Source organism: Pseudomonas sp. NPDC087803, assembly GCF_044742995.1.
Classification (GTDB): domain Bacteria; phylum Pseudomonadota; class Gammaproteobacteria; order Pseudomonadales; family Pseudomonadaceae; genus Aquipseudomonas.
In genome coordinates this window covers 14,819-41,541 of the sequence record NZ_JBIUVO010000005.1, presented here as the reverse complement: position 1 = coordinate 41,541, position 26,723 = coordinate 14,819, and the positions used below count along the sequence as shown (strand labels likewise).

Sequence of the window (26,723 nt, the reverse complement as noted above, 5' to 3'; positions counted from 1 at the left end):
GAAACCACCCGGCAACTATTTATTTGTCGGGTTTGTTTCCGGTTTTTTGCCATCCCTCCGTCTTAATAATAATTCCTATTAACAAAAACTCTGCACAACACTTCTCAGGAGCTCAGGCAAGTAATGCACCCTCTTCCACGCCGCACACCTCTCGCGCTGGCCGTACAGCGCCCGACTTTGCATAGAACCCTGCTGACAAGTGTCCTGCTGACCGCCACGTTGCTGGGGAGCACGATGGCCAACGCGGCACCGGTCAAGGTCAATATTGCGGTGCAGCCGCTGTCCAGCGCACTGACCGAACTGGGCCTGCAGACCAACCTGCAGATCCTCTACAGCCCGGATCAAGTGGCCGGGATCAAATCCCGTGCGGTATCCGGTTCGCTGGAGCCTGCCGAAGCCCTGGCCGCGATGCTCAAGGACAGCGGGATTTCCTTCCAGATCAATGGCAGCAGCGTGACCCTGGTCTCCGGCGGCGCGGGTTCGACCCTGCAACTGGGCGCGACCACCATTTCCGGCCAGGCGCTGGGCCTGATCACCGAAGACAGCGGGGCCTACACCACCGGCGCCACCACCACTGCGACCAAGCTGCCGCTGACCATTCGCGAAACGCCGCAATCGGTGACCGTGGTGACCCGTCAGCAGATGGACGACCGTGGCGAGAAAAACATCGGCGACGTGTTGCGCAACACCCCCGGCATTTCCGTGCAGCAATATGACAGCGACCGCACCGAGTACTCGACCCGTGGTTTCGCCATCACCAACTTCCAGTACGACGGCGTCAACAACGTCTACGACGGCGTGTACGACGAAGGTGCGACCCACGTCGACATGGCCACCTACGACCGCGTCGAAATCATCAAGGGCGCCACTGGCCTGATGACTGGTTCCGGCGATCCTTCGGCCACCGTCAACCTGGTGCGCAAGAAGCCGACCAAGGAATTCAAGGCCTCGGTCACCGGCACCGCCGGCTCGTGGGACAACTATCGCACTGAAGGCGATATCTCCGGCCCGCTCAATGACAGCGGTTCGGTGCGCGGGCGCTTCGTCGGCGCGTATCAGGACAAGAACTCGTACATCGACCACTACACGCAGAAAAAGGATGTCTACTACGGCATCCTCGAAGCCGACCTCAGCGAAGACACCCTGCTGACCTTCGGCATCGACAAACAGAGCGTGACCCCGCGCGGTTCGTCCTGGACCGGCAACCCGGTGTACTTCGCCGATGGCGGGCGTACCGACTTCCCGCGCAGCTTCAACCCGGGCGCAGACTGGAGCCGTCGCGACTTCGACTCCGTGACCTACTTCACCTCGCTGGAGCAGGCCCTGGCCAACGACTGGAAACTCAAGGTCAGCCTCAACGAGAAAATCACCGATCACGACACGCAGCTGGCTTCGGCCAGTGGCGGCAACCCAAATCGCGCCACCGGCGAAGGCATGTTCCTGTACTGGGGTCGCTGGGAAGGTCACCGTGTGCAGGATACGGCGGATATCAACGTCTCCGGCCCGTTCACCCTCGGCGGTCGTGAGCATGAACTGGTGGCCGGTTTCATGGCCTCGCATTCGCGCCAGACCGGTGCCACGTTCGACACCAGCGCCTTCAGCCAGGTACCGGGCAGCATCTACGACTGGAACGGCGATCTGCCGAAACAGGAATTCCCGAAGAACGGCAAATACGAGCGCACCCAGAGCCAGAACGGCATCTACCTCGCCACGCGCCTGCGCCCGACCGATGACCTGTCGGTAATCCTCGGCAGCCGCCTGAGCACCTTCAAGTACAACGAGGACTACTCCTACAACGCGGGCACCGGCATGGACGACACGCATGCCAGCTACAAGGAACACGGGGTCGTCACGCCTTACGCCGGTGTGGTCTACGACCTCAACGAGACCTACTCGCTGTACGGCAGCTACACCAACATCTACCAGCCACAGATCTACAAGGATGCCGACGGCAAGACCCTCGCTCCGGTCGAAGGCAATGCCTACGAGACCGGTCTGAAGGCCGCCTACCTCGACGGCCGCCTGAACGCCAGCCTGGCGTTCTTCCGCATCGAGCAGGACAACGTCGCCGAGTCCATCGGCACCAACCCGGTCACCAACGAAGGCATCTACAAATCCATCAACGGCGCCACCACCAACGGTGTCGAACTGGAACTGGCCGGTGAGCTGCAAGAAGGCTGGAACCTGTCCGCCGGCTACACCTACGCCCGCACCCGTGACCAGGACGAGCAACGCATCTACGGCTACCCGCTGTCCACCACCAAACCCGAGCACGTGTTCCGCACGTTCACCACTTACCGTCTGCCGGGTGTGCTGAACAAGGTCACCGTCGGTGGCGGCGTCAGCTGGCAGAGCGCGTTCTACGGCAAGATCTACAGCGCGCCGGCCGGCGACTACACCCGCATCAAGCAGGGCGGCTACTCGCTGGTGGACGTGATGACCAAATACGAGTACGACGAGCACCTGAGCTTCACCGTCAACGCCAACAACGTCTTCGACAAGAAGTACCTGACTGGCCTGGGCAACTTCGACACCACGTTCTACGGCGAGCCGCGCAACCTGCAACTCACCGCCAAGTACAACTTCTGATTCCAGTCAGAAGCCCCATGCCCGCATCGAAAGATGCGGGCATTTTTTTTGCCCTGGCGCCGGCCTCAAGGTCTTTTGAGCGGGCAAAAAAAACCGCCATCACCGGTTCGGCAATGGCGGTTCGCAGATCAGATCAGATCAGATCACAGATGGGAGCGTACCCACTGCGCGACCTCGGCATGGATCGCCTCGACCTCACTCAGCAGCCCGGCCATGCGCAGGAAGTCGTGGGTCATGCCTGGCTGTTCGAGCAGGGTCAGGTCATTGCCGGCGGCACGCAGACGCTCGGCGTAGGCACGACCTTCGTCATACAGCGGATCATGCCCGGCCAGGTACACCAGCGCCGGTGCGACACCGGACAGATCGTCCGCCAGCAATGGCGAGCAGCGCCAGTCGGCCAGATCCTGCGGCGTGCGGGCGTAATGCGCGTAGAACCAGTCCAGGGTCGGGGTCTCCAGCAGATAGCCTTCGGCGAAATCGCGGTGCGAGGCGCGATGAGTAGTCGCGTCCGTCACCGGGTACACCAGAACCTGGGCCTTTGGCAGCAGTTTCAGTTCTTCGGGTTGACGTACCGCGATCAACGACAGCACGGTCGCCAGCGTCGCACCGACGCTGTCACCGGCCAGCACCGTCCGCGCCGCGTCCAGCCCCAGGCTTGCGCCTTCGCGCACCAGCCAGTTACCGGCATCGCAGGCATCCTGTACCGGGGTCGGAAAACGCCACTCCGGCGCCAGGCGATAGTCCACCGTCAACAGCGCAAAACCACCCTGCGCCGCCAGCCGTCGGCACAGCGCATCGTGGGAATCGAGGCTGCCGACCACGTAGCCGCCACCATGAAAATACAACATCACCGGTTGCAGGCCTTCCGCGGCCTGCCCGGCGCGGTACAGGCGCGCCGCCAGACTGTGGCCATCGCGGGCGGCGATGGTGAAATCCTGACAATTGACCTTCTCCAGCGGCACATCGAGAAAGCCCGACGCGGCTTCGAAGTCGAGGCGTGCCTGTTGCGGGGTCTGCTCGTGCATCGCACGGCTTTTACCGGTCAGTCGGCCGAACTCGGCGAGTTCGAGAAATGCTTGCAGCTCTGGCAAAACAGCCATCGTTCACATCCTTCCAAAAACAGGTCAATGACCGGGCAGCACGGCTGCCCGGTGGTAATCAAGCGACAGTGGTGCGACGTTCGAGCAACGCTTGCAATTGATCGAGCAATTCGTCGCCGCGCATCAATTCGTAGTGCCCGCCGGCCAGCACACGGTCGACGCCATGGCGCCCGACCTGCGCGGCGAACACCTCGCGTTCGGCGTCCCGCTCAGCCACCCACCAGCGGTGCGCGGCCACCTGAACCTTCGGCAATTGCCGCTGGGCCAGAGCCAGTTGCTTGAGCGCGGAACCCGTGGCGAAAATCCGCGTGAACTCGTCGGCGCCCAGCGCGGCATCGCCACTGGCGCCGTGCAGCGCAGCCTCGATCACGGCGGCAGCGGCAGCCTGTTCGTCGAGTCCGGCGGCTTGTTCCGCGATCAGTGCCTGCGCCTCTGCAACCGACAGACCGAGCACAAACTTGAGGAAGTCCGCGAGGTCTTCACGCCAGTCTCCGGCCTCGGCCGTGCCGGCCACGTAGCTGTCGACCAGACCCGCGAACGCGACCGTCGCGCCCTGACTTTCCAGCTCGCCGGACACCAGTTGCACCAGCGCCCCACCCAGCGACCAGCCCAACAGGTAATACGGGCCGTCGGGTTGCTGCGCACGAATGCGCTGAGCGTAGGCCTGGGCCATCGCCAGCAGCGACTCGTCCTGCCATTGCGGATCGAGCAGCATCCGGCATTGCAGGCCATAGACCGTGCGCCGACCTTCCAGGCGTCGCGCCAGCGGCTCGTAATCGAACACCGTGCCGAACCCGGCGTGCAGGCAGAACAGCGCCGGCACATGGGCGAGGCGGCTGTTCAGCGTCAGCAGGGGATCCGGTGCTGTGGCCGGCTCCTGTACCTGATAGCCACTGAGTTCGGCGATGCACGGCTTTTGCATCAGATCGCGCAGCTTCAATTCGAAACCCAGTTGCGGCTGGCTGCGCACCCGTGAAATGACCTTGAGCACCTGCAGCGAGTCGCCACCGAGTTCGAAGAAGTTATCGTCGATACCGATTTGCGGCACGCCGAGCACGTCCTGCCAGATCGTCGCCAGCGCCTGTTCCAGTGTATTGCGTGGCGCGCGATAGCCGCCCAGCGTCCACTCCGGTTGCGGCAGCGCGCGACGGTCGATCTTGCCGTTGGCCGACAGCGGGAAGCGCTCCAGCACCATGATCCGTGCCGGCACCATGTAATCGGGCAATTGCGCCTGCAGCTCGGCCTTGATCCGGCGATCCAGACCGGCCGCGCCCGGCGCCACCACATAACCCACCAACTGCTTGCCGGTCGGCGTGTCGTGCACCACCACGGCGGCATCCTGCACCCCGGCGCACTCGCGCAGACGCGCTTCGATTTCACCGAGTTCGATGCGGAAGCCGCGAATTTTCACCTGCTGGTCGAGACGCCCGAGGTAGTCGATCAGACCGCACTCACGCTGGCGCACCAGGTCGCCGGTGCGGTACATGCGCCCACCCGCCTCGAACGGATCGGGAATGAAGCGTTCGGCGCTCATGCCCGGACGCTGGTGATAACCACGCGCCAGGCATTCACCGCCCAGATACAACTCGCCACTGACCCCGGCCGGCAACGGATTGAGGTCGGCATCGAGCACGTACAAACCACGCCCGGCAACGCCACGTCCGATCGGCGCGTAGGCCGCCTCGCAGCGCTCGCTGGCTTCGGCACGCCACAACAGCGGCGTGACCACGGTTTCGGTCGGGCCATATCCATTGACCAGACGCTGTGGGCGCAAGGCGCGTTTGACCTGTTCGAAACTGGCCTCCGGCACCGCATCACCGCCAAAGCAATACACCTGCACCGGCGGCGGATTGCCCAGCCGTTCGGCCACTTCGGCCATCTGTTGCAGATACGCCGGCGGGAAGCAGGCAACCGTGACCTGATGGCGCTGCAGCACTTGCAGGGTCTGCTCCGGGGTCCACAGCGTGTCCTCGCGAACCACCAGACTGCCACCGGCCAGCAACACGCTCAGCCAACGCTCCTGAGCGCCGTCGAAAGCGAACGACATGAAGTGCAATTCACGGCTGGCCGGCACCAGTTCGTACAGCTCGATGATGCCGCGGCAATGCCGGGCGATCGGCCCGCGCGCCACGGCCACGCCTTTCGGCTGACCGGTGGAGCCGGAGGTGTAGATCAGATACGCGAGGTGCCCTGCCAACGGTCGGGACAATGGGCATTCGGCGCGGTCATCGTCCGGCAATTGATCGAGCAGCAAGCGTGGCACGCTGTCGGCAACGCTCAGGCGCTGATCCAGATCGCTGTCGCAGAGCAACAGGCTGGCCGCCGAATCCTCGAGCATGTAGGCCAGACGTTCCGGCGGATACGCCAGGTCCAGCGGCAAGTACGCGGCACCGGCCTTGAGCACCGCGAGAAACGCAATGATCGTCCGTTCCGAACGCGGCAGCGCTACGGCCACCAGACTTTCCGCGCCGATACCGTGCTCGATCAACTGCCCGGCCAAACCATTGGCCCGGGCTTCGAGCTCGGCATAACTGACTTCACGCTCTTCACAGAACAGCGCGGTCTTCTGCGGCTGCTGGCGCACATGCGCATTGAAACTGTGCAGCAGATCGGTGTCATGGACCGACGGAGTCGGCAGACCCAGACGCGCGCCCGGCAAACCGAGATTGCCGATCAGGCAGTGTTCATCCTCCGGCAACGTGCGCAACAAGCCTTCCAATTGCGCGCGGATCTGCTCGACTTCGGCGTCACTGAAGCGCTCGCGCAGGTACAGGTACTCGACTTCCAGACCGTCATCGTTGGCGCTGACCATCAAGTCCATCGGCACGTTGGTGACGCCGGCGCTGCCCACTTCGGCAAAGCGCAATTCGCCCTCTTCGCCGCCGCGCAACGCCCGATCCACCGGATGGTTTTCGAACACGATGATGCTGTCGAACAGCCCCTGGCCACCGAGTCCGGCCCAGCGCTGGATGTCCGACAACGGCGTGTGCTCATAGTCACGCACGGTCAGGTTGTAATCCTGCAGCTCCCGCAACCACTCGCCCAATGGCTGTTGTGGATCGAGGGTCTGGATCACCGGCAAGGTGTTGATGAACAGCCCGAGCATTTCCTGCGCCCCCGGCAAACCGGTCGGGCGCCCCGCCACCGTGGCGCCGAACGCGACGCTGCGCTGGCCGCTGTGACGTTGCAACAGCAGCAGCCAGGCGGCCTGCACCAGGGTGTTGAGGGTCACCCGCTGACGCTTGGCAAAACCGTGCAGCTTGCGCGTCGCTTCGGCATCGAGATCGGTATACATCACGCCGTGTCCGGAACCGCTCGCACCGCTGGCCTTGGCCAGAATCGTCGGCGCTTCCAGCAGGGCCAGACGCTCGCGCCAGAAACCTTCGGCCTGCGCGCTGTCCTGACGTTGCAGCCAGCCGATGTAATCGGCGTAGCGGCCATTGAGCGCCGGCAGGCTGGCGTGGTGATACAGGCGCAGCATTTCGCCGAGCAGACGCGAAGCACTCCAGCCGTCGAGCAACAGGTGATGGTAGACCCAGATCATCTGATAGCGCTCGGTGTCCAGGCGCACCAGCACGAAACGCATCAGCGGCGGGCAGCTCAGGTCGAAACCCTTGGCCTGTTCGGCAGCGGCCAGATCACCCAGCGCCTGCTCGGTGTCGCTGCGCTCGCGCCAGTCGAGTTCTTCGATTGGCAACTCGACGTCAGCGAACACCGCCTGCAGCGGATCGGCCAGACCATCGCGCCAGCGGAACGCCGCGCGCAGCACCTCATGGCGCTCGATCAGGGTTTGCCAGGCGGCGCGGAAACGCGGCACCTGCAAGCCCTCCACCGCCACGCTCAACTGGTTGACGTAGGGGTTCAGCTCCGGTGAATCCAGGCAATGGAACAGCATGCCTTGCTGCATCGGCGACAGCGGATAGAGGTCCTGCAACCCTTCGCGAGCAGCCACATCAATGTGCGGCACCAGCGCGAACGCGGCGACTTTCGGCGCCTCGCTCAAGCTCGCTTCGCGAGTGACCGCCACCGCTGCCAGCGCCCGAATGGTCTGCTGTTCGAACAACTGCTTCGGACTGAACACCAGCCCGCGCTGCCCGGCGCGGCTGACCGCTTGCAGGGAAATGATCGAGTCACCGCCCAATTCGAAGAAGTTCTCGGTGACGCCCAGCGCCTCCACGCCCAGCAGTTCCTGCCAGATCTCCACCAACAGCGCTTCGGCCGCTGTCGCCGCAGGCACCAGATCCTGACTCTGACGCGCCATGTCCGGCGCCGGCAGGCCTTTGCGGTCGAGCTTGCCATTGGGTGTCAGCGGCAAGGCAGCGAGGCACATCAGGTGCGCCGGCAGCATGTGCGCCGGCAGACGGCTGCGCAGGTGCGCGGTCAGCGCTTCCTGCAGATCCTGCTCGTTGGCCAGTGGATCGCGCGGCACGATGTAGCCGACCAACTGGCGGCTTACCGGGCCGTCGCGATCAATCACCAGCGCTTCGCGCACGCCTTCGTGCTCCAGCAGGCAGGCTTCGATTTCGCCCAGCTCGATACGGAAACCGCGAATCTTCACTTGCTGGTCGATCCGGCCCAGGTATTCGACCACACCGTCGGCACGGAACCGCGCCAGGTCACCGCTGCGGTAAAGACGCGCACCCGGCACGAACGGATCCGGTACAAAACGCTCGGCGGTCAGGTCCGGGCGCTGGTGGTAGCCACGGGCAACGCCCTCGCCGCCCAGGTACAACTCGCCGGCCACACCCACCGGCAGCGGCTGCAAGCCACCGTCGAGAATATAGGCGCTGCGCTTACCCACCGGCCGACCGATCGGCATGAAGGCCGAGTCGAACTCGGTGTCCGGGTAGGCCAGCCAGATCAACGGAGTGATCACGGTTTCGGTCGGGCCATAACCGTTGATCAGGCGCTTGGGTTGCAGCACCTGCTGCACTTCATCGAACGCATGCTTGGGCATGCCTTCGGCACACGGCGTGTAGGAACGGATCGGCAGTTCACGCCCCGCTTCGCCCATGAAATCGGCGATCTGCAACAGATAGCTCGGGGTAAAGCAGGCGATGGTGATGCCGTGCTGCTGGATCTCCGCGCAGGTGCGCTCGACACTCCACAACTCATCGTCACGCGGCATCACCGCCGAGCCGAAGATCAGCGGCGTCAGCCAGCGTTCGTGGGCGCCGTCGAAGCTGATCGAGGCAAACTGCAACTCCCGGTCCTCGGGGGTCATGCCGTACAGCTCGCCGATAGCCAGGCAGTGCATCGCCAATGGACCGTGGGCCACGCTGACGCCTTTCGGCCGTCCGGTGGAACCCGAGGTGTAAATCAGATAAGCAAGGTTTTCCCCGCAGGTCAGGTTGACCGGGTTTGCGTCCGCCATCGTTTCCAGCGGCTCACGGTCGATCTCCAGCACCGGCAGAGCCTCCGGCAGCGCGAGTTGTTCCCGCAGCCAGGACTGGGTGAGCATCAGCACAATGCCGCTGTCCTGCATCAAATATTGCAGGCGCTCGGCCGGGTACGCCGGGTCGAGGGGCACGTAGGCACCACCGGCCTTGAGGATCGCCAGCAGGCCGACGATCATTTCCGGCGAACGCTGCATCGCCAGACCAACGCGCACTTCCGGGCCGACACCGAGGTTGCGCAAGCGATGGGCCAGACGGTTGGCGCGACGGTTGAGTTCGGCGAAGGTCAGCTCCATCTCGCCAAAAATCAGCGCCGTGGCCTGCGGGCGGATCTCGGCCTGGGCCTCGATCAGCTGATGCACGCACAGCGGATTTTCATTCGCGACGAAGGCCGGGTTCCAGGTGTGCAACTGCTGCACGCGCTCGCTGGCCGTCAGCAGATCGAGTTCGCTCAAGGCGCCCTCGGGTGCATCGACCATCGCGTTCAGCAGCGCGCCCAGATGCGCGCTCATGCGGGCGATCGCCTCGGCGCTGAAGTGGCTGCACTGGTAGCTCCAGTTCAGGCTCAGGGTGTTTTCCGCGGTGGCCGCCAGGGTCAGCGGGAAGTTGGTGCGCTCATGGTTCTGCGGGATCGAAAAGCTCAGACCGGCCGGCGCGCCCTGTTGCAGCGCCTCGGCCACCGGGAAGTTTTCGAACACCAGCAAGCTGTCGAACAATGGCTCGCCGGCACGCCCGGCCCAGCGCTGAATGTCGCCCAGCGCGGTGAATTCGTGCTCACGCAGTTCCAGGTTTTGCGCCTGCAAACGGCTCAGCCACTGGCTGACCGTTTCCACCGCGTCCGGGCAACTGATCACCGGCAAGGTGTTGATGAACAGGCCCAACTGGCTTTCGGCACCCGGCAGGTCCACCGGGCGCCCGGCCACGGTTGCGCCGAAGGCCACGCAGCGCTGGCCGCTGTAGCGTTGCAGCAACAGCGCCCAAGCCCCTTGCAGCAAGGTGTTGAGGGTGACTTTCTGCTGGCGGGCGAACTCGCTCAGGCGCTGGGTCGCGGCCACGTCAAATGTCTGCAGGTGGTCGGCAAAGGCCTGGCTGTCGGCCTGCTGCGGAGCGCCATGGGCCAGGCTCTGGGCCAACAGGGTCGGGTTGTCCAGCGGCGCCAGTTGCTCCAGCCAGAAACGCTCGTCGGCCTGCGCATCCTGACGTTGCAGCCAGCCGATGTAATCGGCAAAACGCCCGCTCGGAGCCTGCACCGCTTGCCCGGCGTAACGCTGCAAGACTTCACTGAGCAGCAGCGAATTGCTCCAGCCGTCGAGCAGCAAATGGTGGTGGGTATAGATCAGTTGCTGACGCTCGTCGTCCAGCCGCACCAGGGTCAGACGCATCAACGGCGCTTGTGCCGGGTCGAGTTGCAGACGCTCGCTGTCGATCAGTTGCGCCAGCGCCTCGGTCTGATCGGCACGCCCGCGCCAGTCCAGGCAACGGAACGGCAGTTGCAGCTGACGATGCACCAGTTGCACCGGCGCCTCGAAGCCCTGCGGGAAGTGGAAACTGCTGCGCAGAATCGGATGCGCGTCGATCACCGCTTGCCAGGCCTGCCCCAGGCGCTCGGCGTCGAGGCCTCGGGCCTCGACATTGAGTTGGTTGACGTAGGCACCGGACGCCGACTCGAACAGGCTGTGGAACAGCAGACCGGCCTGCATCGGCGACAGCGGATACAGGTCCTCGATCTGCGCCGCCGGCACTGGCAACCCATCGAGTTGTGCCTGGCTCAAACGCGCCAGCGGGAAATCCGCCGGCGTCACGCCACCGGCCTCGTCGCTCAGGCAGTGTTCGATCAGCGCAAGCAACTCTCGGCGATAGTCCGCCGCCAGGCGTTCGATTTCAGCGTGTTCGAAGCATTCGCGGCTGAAGGTCCAGTCCAGTTTCAGTTCACCGCCATACACCTGACCGTCCACCGACAGCCAGTTCGGCAGCGGTGCATCGGCCGCTTGAGCAGCACCGCTGGCTTCGCTGGCGGGGCTGAACAGCGCGTCCTCGGCAAAGCTCTGGTCGAACTGCCCGAGGTAGTTGAACGTGACCCGCGCCGGCGGCAAAGCCTCCAGCGTCGCCCGGGTCGCGGCATCGCCCATGTAGCGCAGCAGCCCGTAACCCAAGCCCTTGCCGGGGATCTCGCGCAGTTGCTGTTTGATCGCCTTGATCGAACCGGCAAGGTCCGCCGTCGGCGTCAGGCGCACCGGGAACAGGCTGGAGAACCAGCCGACCGTGCGGGTCAGGTCGATGTCGTCGAACAGGTCTTCGCGGCCATGCCCTTCGAGCTGGATCAGCGCCGATTCATTGCCGCTCCAGCGGCTGAGGGTGCGGGCCAGTGCGGTCAGCAGCAGGTCGTTGACCTGAGTGCGATACGCCGCCGGCGCCTGTTGCAGCAATTGGCGGGTCTGCTCGCGGTCCAGCGCAATGCTCACGCCCTGACGCAAATGCCCGGCCTGACTGGCCTGGGCATTCGCCGCCGGCAAGTGGTCGCCGGCCTGAGCCAGTTGCGTCTGCCACCAGTCCAGCTCGGCGAGCGCCGCGTCGCTGCGGGCATAGTCTTGCAGCTTCAGCGCCCAGCTCTGGAACGCGCTGGTCTTGGGCGGCAGTTCCTGCCCCTGATAGGCCGCCTGCAAATCTTCCAGCAGCACCCGCCAGGACACACCGTCCACCGCCAAATGGTGGATCACCAGCAACAGGCGCTGGGAGCCGTCGGCCTGCGCGATCAAGGCGATGCGCAGCAACGGACCGTCCTGCAGACTCAGGCTGCGCTGGGCCTCTTCACACACTGATTCCAGCGAGGCGTCGTTGGCGACCCGGGCGGTCCAGAGCATGTCGATGACATCGGCACTGTCCGCGCCGACATAGCGCGCCGACCACTGGCCGTCGACCAGACTGAAGCGCAGGCGCAAGGCGTCGTGTTGCTTGAGCAGGCGCTGCACCGCGCCTTGCAGACGCGGCAGCTCCAGCGTCTCGCGCGGCACCAGCAGCACCGCCTGGTTCCAGTGCTGGCGTTGCGGGATCGACTCGTCGAAGAACCAGCGTTGAATCGGCGTGAGAATCTGCGCGCCGTCCACCGGTCCCTGGGGTGCCAGCGGTGCGGCCTGGACCTTGACCACCGCGGCCAGCGCCTGCAGCGTCTGCTGCTGGAACAGGTCACGCGGTTGCAGGCTCAGGCCGGCACGCCGGGCGCGGCTGACCACCTGAATCGAAATGATCGAGTCGCCGCCCAGTTCAAAGAAATTGTCCTGACGGCCGACTTGCTCCACCCCCAGCACGTCCTGCCAGATCTGCGCCAGCGCTTGTTCATGTGCGGTGCTCGGGGCTTCGAATGCACGCTGACTGACTTGCAGGGTCGGGGCCGGCAGGCGCTTGCGCTCGAGTTTGCCATTGGGGCTGAGCGGCATCTGCTCGATCAGCACGGTCTGCGCCGGCACCATGTAATCCGGCAAGGTCGCGAGCAAATGGTTTTTCAGGCTTTCACGCCAGGCACTCTGCCGGGCGCCATCGGCATTCGGCAGCGCGCGATCCTGCGGCACCACATACGCCACTAATTGCTTGCCGCTCGGCCCGTCCAGCGCCAGCACCACCGCTTCCTGAACCTCGGGGTGTTCTTGCAGGCGTGCTTCGATTTCGCCCAGCTCGATCCGCAAGCCGCGAATTTTCACTTGGTGGTCGATGCGTCCGCAGTACTCGATGGCGCCATCGGCGCGGTAACGTGCCAGGTCACCGGTGCGGTACAGACGCTCGCCGCTGCCGAACGGATCGACGACAAAACGCTCGGCGGTCAACGCGCCGCGACGGTGATAACCACGGGCCAGACCGATACCGCCCAGATACAACTCGCCCACCGCGCCCAGCGGCAATGGCTGCAGTTCGCTGTCGAGGATCAAGGTGCGCAGGTTGCCGATCGGCCGACCGATCGGCACGCTGTCGCGGCCCTCCTCGACACAGCTCCAGTGGGTCACGTCGATGGCCGCTTCGGTCGGGCCATACAGGTTGTACAGCCCGGCTTGCGGCAGGCTGCGCAGGGTCTGGCGCTGCAACTCCATCGGCAACGCTTCGCCGCTGCAGATGATCCGCGTCAGCGAGGTGCAGGCCAGCGATTCGTCGGCACTGATGAACGCCGAGAGCATCGACGGCACGAAGTGCAGCGTGGTGATCGACTGCTCGACGATCAACGCGGCGAGGCGCTGCGGATCGCGATGTTCGCCGGGAGCGGCAATCACCAGGGTCGCGCCCTTCATCAGCGGCCAGAAAAACTCCCACACCGACACGTCGAAACTGAACGGGGTCTTTTGCAGCACGCGGTCGTCCGGTTGCAGGTTGTAGGCCTGCTGCATCCACTCCAGACGGTTGTGCAACGCGACATGGCGGTTGCCGGCGCCCTTGGGTTTACCGGTGGAACCGGAGGTGTAGATCACATAGGCGAGGTTTTCCGCCAGCGCCAGATTGGGCAGGTCGCTGTCCGGCAGTTCGCTCAGCCAGTCGGCATCCGCTTGCAGGCACAGCGTGCGCAGCGAATCCGGGGTTGGCAGTTGCGCCAGCAGAGGCTCCTGAGTCAGCAGCAAGGCAATGCCGCTGTCTTCGATCATGTAGCTCAAACGGTCGAGCGGGTATTCCGGGTCCAGCGGCACATAGGCGCCACCGGCCTTGAGAATCGCCAGCAGGCCGACGACCATTTCGAACGACCGCTCGCAGGCGATCCCGACGAGCACTTCGGCGCCGACGCCTTGCGCACGCAAGTGATGGGCCAGACGGTTGGCGCGGCGATTGAGCTCGGCGTAACTCAGGCACTGGCCCTGAAACACCAGCGCCGTGGCGTCGGGTTGCTGCGCCGCGCGCATTTCGAAGTGGCGCTGCACGCAGACTTCGCCCGGGTAAACCTGTGCGGTGTCATTGAGTTCATCGACGATGCGCAGACGCTCGTCAGCGTCCAGCAGTGGCAGTTCGGCCAGCGGGCATTGCGGATTCGCCAGCGCCCCGGCCAGCAGATTGCGCCAATGCCGGGCCAGATGCTCGATGCGCTCGGCGTCGAACAGATCAGTGGCGTAGGTCAGACTGGCGAACAACTGGTCGCCGACTTCCTGGGTATCGAGTTGCAGGTCGAACTGGGTGGTCGGCGTCGTGGCGTTCAGCGCCTCGACCCGCAGGCCGGCGAGCAAGCCCTCACCTGCCGCCGCTTTGGCCTGCTGATGGTTGAACATCACCTGGAACAGCGGGCTGTGGCTCAGGCTGCGATCACCTTGCAGCGCTTGCACCAGACGCTCGAACGGCAAGTCTTGATAGTCCTGCGCATCCAGCGCCGCCGTGCGGGTCTGCTCGAGCAATTGGCTGAAGGACTGGCGCCCGTCGACCTCGGCACGCATCACCTGAGTGTTGACGAAGAAGCCGATCAGGCCTCGGGTTTCAGCGCGGTTGCGGTTGCCGATCGGCACACCGATGCGCAGGTCCGACTGCCCGCTGTAGCGATAGAGCAAGGCCTGGAAACTGGCCAGCAGCAACATGAACGGGGTGACATTGGCCTGCTTGGCCAAGGCTGTCAGGCCGGCAGCCAGATCCGCCTCCAGGGCGAATTCCAGACGCGCGCCGCGCTGGCTCGGCTGGGCCGGACGCGGGCGGTCGGTGGGCAGTTCCAGCAGCGGCTGTTCGCTGCCCAAAGTGTCGCGCCACCAGTCGAGTTGGCGCTCAAGCTCACCGGCTTCCATCCAGCGTCGTTGCCAGGCGGCATAGTCCGAATACTGGATTGGCAACGGTTCAAGCAGAGCACCCTGGCCCTGACACTGGCCGGCATACAGGCGCGAGAACTCCTCGATCAGCACCCCCATCGACCAGCCGTCGGTGACGATGTGGTGCAGGGTCAGCACCAGCACGTGGTCTTCGCCATCCAGTTGCAACAGGCTGACGCGCAACAGCGGGCCGTGCTGCAAATCGAACGGCCGGGCTATCTCCGCCTGCACCTGACGCAGGGCGCAGGCCAGGCGCTCGGCCGGTGGCTGCGCGCGCAGATCATGCTGTTCGATCGGCAACGCGGTGCACTCTGCGAGAGTCTGCCGGACCTGCCCGTCATCCTCGACGAAGCGGCTGCGCAGGCTCTGGTGACGCTCCAGCAACACGTCAAAACTGTGTTGCAGCGCGGCGACGTTCAGCGGCCCTTGCAGGCGCAGCACTGCGGGAATGTTGTAGGCCGCGCTCTGCGGATCGAGCTGCCAGAGAAACCACTGGCGTTGCTGCGCGTACGACAGTTCGAAGGTGGTTTGTGGCTCGGCGGCAGGCGGAATCGGCAGTTGGCCGAAGCTCACGCCTTGCTCTTGCATGCGTTGCAGAAACTCGCGGCGCTTGTCTGTCGGCAACGCGGCAAAACGGGTGGCGATGCGCCAGGCGGTAGTGTGTTCCATCAGTTGATCTCCATCTCGTCGAGAAGCGACTCAAGCGCATCCAGACGTGCATCGTTGTCAGTCGGGGCGAGTTCCCCGGCCATGGCGGCATAAGCCTGAAGGTCGCTGGATTCGAACAGCGCACGCAGCGCCAGCTCGATGCCCAGTTCCAGCTCCACTCGGGCGCTGGCCTGGGCGGCGAGCAGCGAGTGCCCGCCCAATTCAAAGAAGTTGTCGCGCCGCCCGACCTGCGCCACGCCCAACACGTCGGCCCAGATCGCCGCCAGTTGCCGTTCGAGTTCGCCTTCGGGGGCTTCATAAGGACGCTGCAAGGCCTGGGCATCGGGCAGCGGCAAGGCCTTGCGGTCGAGCTTGCCGTTGCTGGTCAGCGGCAAGGCATCGAGCAGCAGCCAGTGGCTCGGCACCATGTAGTCCGGCAGGTCGACCTTGAGCGCCGCGCGCAGGTGGTCGCGCCAGGCAATCGGGTCAGCCGGGGTTTGCTCGGCCACCACGTAAGCGCACAACTGCGGCCCGCCCTCGTCGCCGTGCACGCTCAATACCGCGTGACGCACACCGGGTTGCGCCAGCAGCGCCGCCTCGATTTCCCCCAGTTCGATGCGGAAGCCACGGATCTTCACTTGTTGGTCGATGCGGCCCAGGTAGTCGATGCTGCCATCGTGCCGCTGGCGCGCCAGGTCGCCGCTGCGATAGAGCCGCTGCGACGCATCGAACGGGCTCGGCACAAACCGCTCGGCGGTCAGGTCGAAACGCCCGTGGTAACCACGCGCCAGACCGGCGCCGGCGATGTACAACTCGCCCGCCACGCCGACCGGCACCGGTTGCAACCGGCTGTCGAGCAAGTACCAGCGCAGGTCGCGAATCGGCAGGCCGATCGGGCTCTGCGCCTTGCCGTCGAGGTCCGCCATACGGATCGCGCGGTAGGTCACGTGGACCGTGGTTTCGGTGATGCCATACATGTTCACCAGCGTTGGTTGCTGATCACCGAAGCGCTCGAACCACGGTCGCAGGCTCGCTACCTCCAGCGCTTCGCCACCAAAAATCACCTGGCGCAGGGCGAGGTGGCGCGGGCTGGCGCAGGCCACCGGCAGCAGTTGGCGAAACGCGGTCGGGGTCTGGTTCAACACCGTCACGCCTTCGTCGCACAGCAGACGATGGAACTCCTGCGGCTCGCGGCTGATGTAGTACGGCACGATCACCAGACGTCCGCCGGTGCACAGCGCACCGAACAGTTCCCACACCGAGAAATCGAACGCGTAGGAATGGAACAGAGTCCAGACATCGTCCGCGCCGAAATTGAATTCACTGGCGGTCGCGCTCAACAGGCGCCCGACGTTGGCATGGCTGAGCAACGCACCTTTCGGCCGGCCGGTGGAGCCCGAGGTGTAGATCACGTAGGCGAGGTTGTCCGGGCCGTTCAGGCGCGGCAGGTCGTCCGCGCTGTAGGCGTCCAGCGCCAGCGTATCGAGGCACAGGACCTGCACGTGATCACGCGCCGGCAAGCCGTCGAGCAGGTGTTGCTGAGTCAGCAGCAAGGCAATGCCGCTGTCTTCGATCATGTAGCTCAGGCGCTCCGCCGGGTATTGCGGGTCGAGTGGCACGTAAGCGCCGCCGGCCTTGAGAATTGCCAGCAGACCGACCACCAGCGGCAGCGCACGCTCGGTGGCGATGCCGACCCGCACTTCCGGTCCGACGCCCTGCTCGCGCAACTTGCGCGCCAGGCGGTTGGCCTGGGCATTCAGCGCGGCATAGCTCAAGCGCTCGCCTTCATAGACCAGCGCGATCGCCTGTGGACGCAGCGCCACCTGGGCTTCGAACAGCTGATGCAAGGTTGGCGCCGGCGGTTGCAGTTCGAACTGCGGGTTCCACTCAGCGATCAACGCCTGACGCTGCGCGCCTGTCAGCAACGGCAGCTCGGCCACCCGCTGCTGCGGGTCGGCCGCCACGGCGCGCAGCAGGTTCAGCCACTGCTCGGCGAAGCGCTGCATCGAGGCCGGGTCATACACGTCGGTGGCGTAGGTCAGGCTCGCGTCCAGCGTGTCTCCCTGCTCCTGCGTGTCGAGGACCAGATCGAACTGGGTGGTGGTTTGCTGCCAGTGCAGACGCTCGACCTGCAAGTCGCCGACCCTGCGTTCAACGCTCGCGCCCAGTTGCTGCTGATGGTTGAACAGCACCTGGAACAACGGGCTGTGATTGAGGCTGCGATCCGGCTGCAGGGCATCGACCAGTTGCTCGAACGGCAGGTCCTGATTGGCCTGCGCCTGCAATGCCACCTGCTTGATCTGTTGCAGCAGGCTGCTGAACGACTGCTGGCCGTCGATCTCGGCACGCAGCACCTGAGTGTTGATGAAGAAGCCGATCAGGCCTTCGGTTTCCAGACGCGAACGGCCGGCACTCGGCACGCCGACGTTGATCGACGCTTGCCCGCTCTGGCGGTGCAACAAGGTTTGCAGGCTCGCCAGCAACAGCATGAACAAGGTCACCTGCTGGGCCTTCGCGCATTCACGCAGTGCGCCGAGCAACGGCGCGTCGACGTTCAGCAGCAGGCTGCTGCCACGCTCGCTGCGACGCGCCGGGCGGCTCAATTCACTCGGTAACTCAAGCGGTGCCTGACTGCCGGCCAGGCGCGCGCGCCACTCACCGAGTTGGCGCTCGCCCTCGCCCGCTTCCAGCCAGTCGCGCTGCCAGCGTGCGTAATCGCTGTAGCTCACTGGCAGGTGCTGGAGCTTGGCGGCACGGCCCTCGACCGCGGCCTGATACAGGGCACTGAACTCATCGACCATGATCTGCATCGACCAGCCATCGGCGGCGATGTGGTGCACGGTCAGCACCAGCACATGCTCGTCGGCGCCAAGCTGCAGCAGCAACATGCGCCACAGCGGGCCGTTGCGCAGGTCGAACGGTCGAGCGATCTGCTCGGCGATGGCGGTGTCGAGGGATGCAGCGTCGACCTGACGCTGCTCAAGCTGCAATGGCAACTGCGCATGCACCCGTGGCCGCGCCTGCTGCCCGTCCTGTTCGAAGGTGGTGCGCAAGGTGGCGTGACGCGCCTGCAATTGCTCGAACGCCAGCCGCAGCGCCTGCTGATCCAGATGCCCCTTGAGGCGCAACGCCGCCGGAATGTTGTACGCCGGGCTGTGCGGATCAAGCTGCCAGACAATCCATTGGCGCTGCTGGGCGTAAGACAGCACAGGCGGCTGAGCGCCGGCAGCAGCCTGCAACAGCGGTTGTGCATTGCCGCTGGCCAGTGCGGCGCGCTCGGCAAATCCGGCCAGACTGGCCGCCGAGAACAAGCTGCTGACCGGCAGTTCGAGTTGCAGTTGCTGACGCACCCGCGAGATCACTTGCAGCACCAGCAGCGAGTGGCCGCCCAGCTCGAAGAAGTTGTCATCGCGCCCCACGCGCTCGACCTGCAGCACCGCTTGCCAGATCTGCGCCAGTTGCGTTTCCAGCCCTGGCGCGGGCGCCACGAACTCGCGCTGCCCGGCACTGCCGGCAACACGCGGCAAGGCGCGGCGATCGAGTTTACCGTTGTTGTTGAGCGGCAAGGCCGCCATCAGCACCAGATGGCTCGGCACCATGTAATCCGGCAACGACTGACGCAGCGCGGCGTCGAGGCGCTGCCGGAAGTCCGCCTCATCGGTCACCGCAGCGTTGGCCACGACATACGCCACCAGCAGCGCACCGTCCTGCGCGATCACCGCGGCCTCACGCACCTCGGCACGTGCTTGCAGGCAGGCTTCGATCTCGCCCATCTCGATGCGCAGACCGCGAATTTTCACCTGGTGGTCGATGCGTCCGACGTACTCCAGATCGGCATTGGCGTTGTAGCGCGCCAGATCGCCGCTGCGGTACAGACGCGAGCCGGGTTCAACCGCAAACGGATCCGGCAGGAAGCGTTCGGCGGTCAGTGCCGGACGGTCGAAATAGCTTTGCGCCAGACAGGCCGGCGCGCCGATGCACAGCTCGCCGACGCCGCCGGCCGGCAGCAATTGCCCGGCGCTGTCGAGCACGTACAGCGCTCGTCCGGCAATCGCTCGGCCAATCGGCACGCCGAAGCTGTCGCTGGCATCGTCCAGGCGGCAGTCGTGCACGCTGGAGACCACGGTGGCCTCGGTCGGGCCATAGGTGTTGAGCAGGCGCACATGGCCCTGACCGGACTGATGCCAGAGGCGCAAGCCCTCGACGGACATCGCCTCACCACCGACGTGGACCTGACGCAACGCACCCAGTGTGCTGATCGCGCCGCTGGCGCATTCGCGGGCCAGCAGGTACCAGTAGGCGGCCGGCAGGTCAGCGACGCTGACGCCATGACGCACGATTTCCTCGGCCAGACGCCCGGCATCCCACAGCTCGTCGCCACGCATGATCAGTGCGGCACCGACGCACAGCGCCGGGAAGCACTGCTCGACGAATCCATCGAAACTGAAGGTGGCGAACTGCAGCACGCGGTCCGCCGCCAACAGTCGCGAATATTCGGCAGCGGTCTGGCAGAACTCGCGCAGCGCGCCATGGGCAATCGCCACGCCTTTGGGTTGACCGGTGGAACCGGAGGTGTAAATCACATAGGCCAGGTCCTGCGCGTCGGCCTGCGTCAGCGGGTCGCTATCGGCAAAACCGACGCTGTCATCCAGCACCAGACGCACCACCGCCGGCAATGACAGATCCTGCAGCAGCCCGGACTCGCACAGCAGCACGTCGAGGCGGCTGTCGTCGATCATGTAGTGCAGACGTTCGGCCGGGTATTTCGGGTCCAGCGGCACGTACGCCGCACCGCTCTTGAGCACCGCCAGCAGGCTGATGATCAGTTGCGGGCCACGCTTCAGCGCCAGGCCAACCCGGCTGCCGGGGCCGGCACCGTGGGCGATCAGGCGATGAGCCAGACGATTGGCCCGCGCATTGAGCTCGCCGTAGCTCAGGGTCTGGCCGTCAACCGCCAGCGCCAAGGCATCGGGGCTGGCCGCCGCTTGTGCAGCGATCTGTTGGTGAGCCAGACGCGAGTCCTGCAATTCCACTGCCGGCGTGCGGCTGACCGCCAGCAACGGCGCCTTGGCCGCGGCATCAAGCAGCTCCAGCGAACCCAAAGCCGCCTCGGCGCCGCTGACCAATTGCGCCAGCAGGTGCTGCAGGTTGGCCGACAACGTCGCCACTTGCGCGGCACTGAAACGCGCGGTGTCGTAGCTGAAGTCGAGCGTCAGGGTCGCGCCGATTTCGACGCCCAGGGTCAACGGGTAGTGGGTGCGCTCATGGTTGTGCAGATTGCTGAACGACAGGCCCGCCGGCGCGCCCTGTTTCAGCGCCTCGGCCACCGGGAAGTTTTCAAACACCAGCAGGCTGTCGAACAGCGCGCCGCCCTGCTGACCCGCCCAGCCTTGAATGTCATACAGCGGCACGTGCTCGAAATCACGCAGCGCCAGGTTCTGGGCCTGCAAGTCACCGAGCCACTGGCTCACGGTCTGCTGCGGGTTGGGCGCACACACCAGCGGCAAGGTATTGATGAACAGCCCGAGCTGCGCTTCGATGCCCGCCAGCGGCGCCGAACGACCGGCCACCGTGGCGCCGAACGCCACGCAATCATGGCCGGTGTAGCGTTGCAGCAACAGGCCCCATGCCCCTTGCAACACGGTGTTGAGGGTGACTTTCTGCTGCCGGGCGAACTCGCCAAGGCGCAGGGTCGCGGGGCCGTCGAGCACCACGCGAAGCTCTGCGCTGCCCTCGCCCGCCACGGGTGGGCGCAACGCGTCGGCCAGCAGCGTCGGCGCTTGCAGCGGCGCCAGCGTGGCTTTCCAGAACTGCTCGCCGGCGCTGGCCGACTGCTGTTGCAGCCACCCCAGATAATCGCGGTATTGCCCGACCGGTGCCGGCAATGCCTGAGCGGCGCTGTAATGTTCGATCACTTCGGCGAGCAACTGCGCGTTGCTCCAGCCGTCCATCAGAATATGGTGGCTGGTGTAGATCAGGTGCCAGTCATCGGCGCCGCTGCGCACCAGTTTCAAACGCAGCAGCGGCGCGCAGTCGAGGGCGAAGCCCTGCGCACGTTCGGCTGCGGCCAGAGCGTCGGTGTCGGTCGCCTGAAGCACTTCGAGCGGCAAGCTCACTTCGCGCACGATGGCCTGATGCGCCGCGTCGAGGCCGTGCCAGTGGAAGCTGCTGCGCAGAATCTGATGGCGCTCCAGCGCGGCCTGCCAGGACTGGGCAAAACGCTGTGGATCGAGGCCGTGAATGTCCAGGCGCAACTGGCTGATGTAGGCGCCGACTTGCGGTTCGTACAGGGTGTGAAAGAGCATGCCCTGCTGCATCGGCGACAGCGGATACAGGTCTTCGAGCTGCCCGGCCGGCAGCGGCAACGCATCGAGTTGCGCCTGGGTCACTTGAGCCAGCGGGAAGTCCGACGGCGTCGCCTGCACGACGTCGAGGGCACAGCAGTGCTCGATCAACGCGTCCAGCTCGCTGGCGTAGGCATCGGCCAGCTGCTGCACGGTGGCGCGGTCAAACATCTGGCTGCTGAACCCCCAGTTCATCGACAGCTCGCCGCCGTACACCTGACCCTCGACGGTCAGCCAGTTCCCCAGCGGCGCCGACGGATCCTGAGCGATACCGCCGCCTTCGCTGGACGGCACGAACAGCGCCGCCTCGTCGAACTGTCGATCGAATTGCCCGAGGTAGTTGAAGGTGATGCGCGGCTGGACCTGCGCGGCCAGCGTCGCGGCGCTCCGTGCATCGCCCAGATAACGCAGCGCGCCGTAACTCAGGCCTTTGTCCGGGACTGCGCGCAGTTGTTCCTTGATGCTTTTGATCGACGTGCCGAGGTTCTCCGCCGGCACCAGATTGACCGGGAACAGGCTGGTGAACCAGCCGAGGGTGCGGGTCAGGTCGATGTCGTCGAACAGGTCTTCGCGGCCATGGCCTTCCAGTTGAATCAGACTGCCGGCCTGTCCGCTCCAGCGGCAGATCACTCGGGCCAGCGCGGTCAGCAGCAGATCGTTGACCTGAGTGCGATAGGCCGCCGGCGCCTGCTGCAGCAACTTGCGGGTCTGTTCGGCGCTGAATTTCAGCTCGATTTTCTGCTCGTGGCGGTTTTCCAGCGAACCGTCAGGCCGCTCGCAAGGCAGATCGTACTGCGGCGCATCGCGCAGTTGCGTCTGCCAGTAATCGAGGCTGCGGGCAAAGTGCGGCAAGTGCTCCTGCAGGCGCGCGACCCAGTGCTGATAAGCGCTGGTTTTGCCCGGCAAGGCGCTGGTCGTACCGTTCAGCGCCTGGGCATAGGCCTGCTGCAAATCTTCCAGCAACACCCGCCACGAAACGCCGTCGATCACCAAGTGATGGGCAACCAGCAGCAAGCGCTGGCTGCCGTCGGCGAGCTCCACCAGCAGTGCGCGCAGCAACGGTCCCTGGCTCAAGTCGAGACTGCGCTGGGCGTCGTCGCACAGGGCTTTCAAATCTTCAGCCGACGCGGCCTGGCGCTGCCACAACACCGATTCATCGGACAGCGCCGCGTAGGCTTGCTGCCAGCCATCGGCATGCAAGGTGTAGCGCAGACGCAGGCCGTCGTGGTGGTTGATCAGCTGCTTCAGCGCACGATCCAGCGCCTCGGCATTCATCGCTTGCTGCGGCACCAGCAACAACGACTGGTTCCAGTGGTGACGCTGGGCGATCTCCTGTTCGAAGAACCAGCGCTGCACCGGCGCCAGCAGCACCGGTCCCACCGCGGGCCCCTGGTCGATCAGGCTTTGTTCACCCTGCCGGGCAACCTGCGCCAGGCTGCGGATGGTCTGATACTGGAACAGCTCTTTGGGGCTGAGCACGATCCCGGCCTGGCGCGCACGGCTGACCACTTGCATCGACACGATCGAGTCGCCGCCCAGCTCGAAGAAGTTGTCCTCCAGGCCGACGTTTTCAATCGACAGCACGTCCTGCCAGATCGCCGCCAGGGCTTTTTCCATGGCACTGCGCGGCGCCACGTGTTCGTGCTGTTGCTGGCGCCCGTCGACCGCCGGCAAGGCCTTGCGGTCGAGCTTGCCGTTGGGGGTCAGCGGCAGGTGTTCGAGGAACAGCAGATACGCCGGCACCATGTAATCCGGCAGGTGCTGACGCAGCGCTGCTTTCAGGGTCTCGCGCAGGCTCGCCTGCACCTCGGCATCCGCCGCCAGCAGCGTGGCGTCAGCCGGCACGATGTACGCCACCAGTTGCTGACCGCTGGCGCCTTCCTGCGCCAGCACCGCCAGTTCGCGCACGGTGTCCTGCTGCAACAGCCGCGCTTCGATTTCGCCCAGTTCGATACGGAAACCGCGCACCTTCACCTGATGGTCGATACGCCCGACGTATTGCAGCGCGCCGTCCACTTGATAACGGGTCAGGTCACCGGTGCGGTACAGCCGCTCGCCGGTCGTGGAAAACGGATTCGGCAGGTATTTTTCGGCGGTCATCGCCGCACGCCCCAGATACCCCCGGGTGATCCCGGCGCCGGCCAGGTACAGTTCCGCCGCGACACCCTGCGGCACCGCTTGCAGATCGGCGTCCAGCAGGTAACTGGCGGTGCCGGTCAAAGGCCGGCCGATGCTCGCGGTACCACCCGCCTCGCGGCGGGTCCAGGTCGAATACGTGGTGTCTTCCGAAGGGCCATACAGATCAAACACCTGCTCGACAGCGGTCTGCTGGTACAACGCATCGACCAGGCTCTGCTTCAATGGCTCGCCGGCGAGGTTGATGATGCGCACGCTCGCAGCGATGGCGCCGTCGCGCAGCAAGGCATTGATCGCCGACGGCACAGTGTTGATCAGGCGCACCTGATGGCGCGCCGGCAATTGCGGCAGCTCCAGAGCGTTGCGCGCGATGATCAGCGAGCCGCCGTTGGCCAGGGTCACAAACAGTTCCCACACCGACAGGTCGAAGCACACCGAGGTCGAGGCCAACACCCCTTGAATGTCATCGCGGCTGTAGACGCTGCGCGACCAGTCGATCAGCGCCTGCACGTTGCGGTGCGCGATGGCCACGCCTTTCGGTTTGCCGGTCGAGCCGGAGGTGTAGATCACGTACGCCAGGTTGTCCGGGCTCACCGAGGTAACGGGCGCATGGCTGGGGTACGTCGCCAGTTCGCCAGCGATGCGGTCGAGCAGCAACACCTGCGTCGCAGCGCCAACCGCGAGCGTTTGCGCGATGGCCTGCTCGGTCAGCAACACCCGCGCCCGGCTGTCTTCGAGCATGTAGGCGACGCGGTCGGCCGGGTAGTCCGGGTCCAGCGGCACATAGGCGCCGCCGGTCTTGAGCACCGCGAGCAAGGCCACCAGCAGGTGTTCGGAACGCTGCATGGCGACCCCGACCCGCACCTCCGGGCCCACACCGCACGCGATCAGCTTGTGCGCCAGACGATTGGCCCGTGCGTCGATTTCGGCGTAGCTGAACGCCTGCTCGCCGAAGGTCACGGCCAGCGCCTGCGGTTGCTCGGTGACCTGTTTCTCGATCAACTGATGAATGCACGCGGCTTCAGTCCCAGCGACCTGGCTGCGGTTCCAGTCGAGAACGATCTGTTGATACTCGGCGCTTTCCAGCATCGGCAGATCGCTGATGCGCTGGCGGCCATCCTGGACCATGCCGCGCAACAGGTTGAGCCAGTGTTGCGCCATGCGCTCGATGGTCTGCGGCGCGAACAGATCGTTGGCATAGGTCAGCGCGGCGTGCAGCTTGCCGGCTTTTTCAAAGGTGTCGAGGGTCAGGTCGAACTGGGTGGTGCGGCCTTGCCATTCGATCACGCCCAGCTCCAGCCCGGATGCGGTGCTGACCGTGGTGATGTCGGCGACTTGCGGCTGATGGTTGTACATCACCTGGAACAGCGGCGTGTGGCTGAGGCTGCGCTCCAGTTTCAAGGCTTCGACCAGTCGCTCGAACGGCAGATCCTGATGGGCCTGAGCGCCGAGGGCGGTTTCCTTGATCGCGCGCAGCAGGTCGTCGACCCGAGTCTGCCCGTCCAGCTCGGTACGCAGCACCTGGGTGTTGACGAAGAAGCCGATCAACCCCTCGGTTTCACCGCGGTTGCGGTTGGCAATCGGCACGCCGACGCGGATGTCGGCCTGCCCGGTGTAGCGATGCAGCAGCACGTTGAACGCACCGAGCAACAGCATGAACAGCGTGATGCCATGCCGCTGGGCGGTGCCGCGCAGTTGCTCGGCCAGCGCGCCGTCGACCGCGAATGGGTAACGGGTGCCGCGATAGCTCGGCACCGCCGGACGCGGGTGATCGGTCGGCAGCTCCAGTACCGGGTGTTCATTACCCAGTTTGGCCTGCCAGTAATCCAGCTGCCGCGCCTGCTCGCCGGCTTCCAGCCAGCGGCGCTGCCACAGGGCGTAGTCGCTGTACTGGATCGGCAACGGCGCCAGTTGCAGCGGTTGGCCGGCGTCGACCGCGTCGTAGCACCGGATGAATTCGTCGATCAACACGTTCATCGACCAACCGTCAGACACGATGTGGTGCAGGGTCAGCAGCAGCACGTGCTCATGTTGGTCGAGCTTGAGCAGTTTGATCCGCAGCAGCGGCCCCACCGCCAGATCGAACGGCAGCAGCGACTGCTGTTGCGCGGCATCAGCCACGGCCAATTCACGTTCGGTCACGGCCAGACCACTGAAATCCACCTGTTCGATCAGCAGCGGTGCCGTCGCCGGCACTTGCAGCAGGCTGTCGTCGGCCTGGCGCTGAAACACCGTGCGCAGGGTTTCATGACGCTCGACCAGATGGGCGAAGGCCTGCTCCAGCGCGGCCAGGTTCAGTTGCCCGGTCAGACGCACCGCGCCCGGCAGGTTATAGGCGCCGCTGTGCGGATCGAGCTGCCAGAGAAACCACATGCGCTGCTGCGCATAGGACAGTGCCTGGCGGTCGTCGGCCTCGACCCCTTGAGGGATCGGAAAACGGGCGAAATCCACGCCCTCCTTGTGCAAGGCCGCGAGGAACATCTGGCGCTTTTCCAGGGGCAACCCGATAAACCGGCGAGCAAGTTTCAAGGAGTCTTCAGCATTCATTTCTCAGCATCCGGATCAGTAGGCAGGAAGCACAAAGGCACGTCGTCCCTATAAAACGAATGCAGACCGGAAAAATTAGCGAATGAGAAGAACTTGCAGGCGGGGGTAAAAATGAACATTGCCATTTGCACAAAACCCTGTGGGAGCGGGCTTGCTCGCGAAGAGGGAGTGTCAGTCGACATTGCTACAGACTGATCCACCGCTTTC

The 26,723-nt window shown here is 65.0% G+C and carries 4 protein-coding genes; 1 reads left to right on the top strand and 3 read right to left on the bottom strand.

Features of this window, described 5'->3' with window-relative positions; translation table 11 throughout:
* Positions 1 to 123: 123 nt before the first annotated feature.
* Positions 124 to 2,589 (top strand): TonB-dependent siderophore receptor, encoded by a 2,466-nt coding sequence (locus tag ACIOUG_RS06370; RefSeq protein WP_401063495.1) that lies wholly within the window; start codon positions 124 to 126, stop codon positions 2,587 to 2,589.
* Between the two features lie 143 nt (positions 2,590 to 2,732).
* Here ACIOUG_RS06370 and ACIOUG_RS06365 read toward each other — a convergent pair whose 3' ends face one another.
* The 3 genes from ACIOUG_RS06365 to ACIOUG_RS06355 are packed head-to-tail and all read right to left on the bottom strand — an operon-like array spanning position 2,733 to position 26,516.
* Positions 2,733 to 3,689 carry an alpha/beta hydrolase gene (locus ACIOUG_RS06365; RefSeq protein ID WP_401063492.1) on the bottom strand — a complete coding sequence of 319 codons (957 nt, stop codon included), beginning with the start codon at positions 3,687 to 3,689 and terminating at the stop codon, positions 2,733 to 2,735.
* Between the two features lie 58 nt (positions 3,690 to 3,747).
* Positions 3,748 to 15,510: a non-ribosomal peptide synthase/polyketide synthase gene (locus tag ACIOUG_RS06360; protein ID WP_401063490.1), complete on the bottom strand. Its 11,763-nt coding sequence runs from the start codon at positions 15,508 to 15,510 to the stop codon at positions 3,748 to 3,750.
* Positions 15,510 to 26,516, bottom strand: a complete 11,007-nt coding sequence (locus ACIOUG_RS06355) for an amino acid adenylation domain-containing protein (RefSeq protein WP_401063488.1) — start codon at positions 26,514 to 26,516, stop codon at positions 15,510 to 15,512. The genes ACIOUG_RS06360 and ACIOUG_RS06355 overlap by 1 nt, the downstream gene beginning before the upstream one ends.
* Between the last annotated feature and the right edge of the window lie 207 nt (positions 26,517 to 26,723).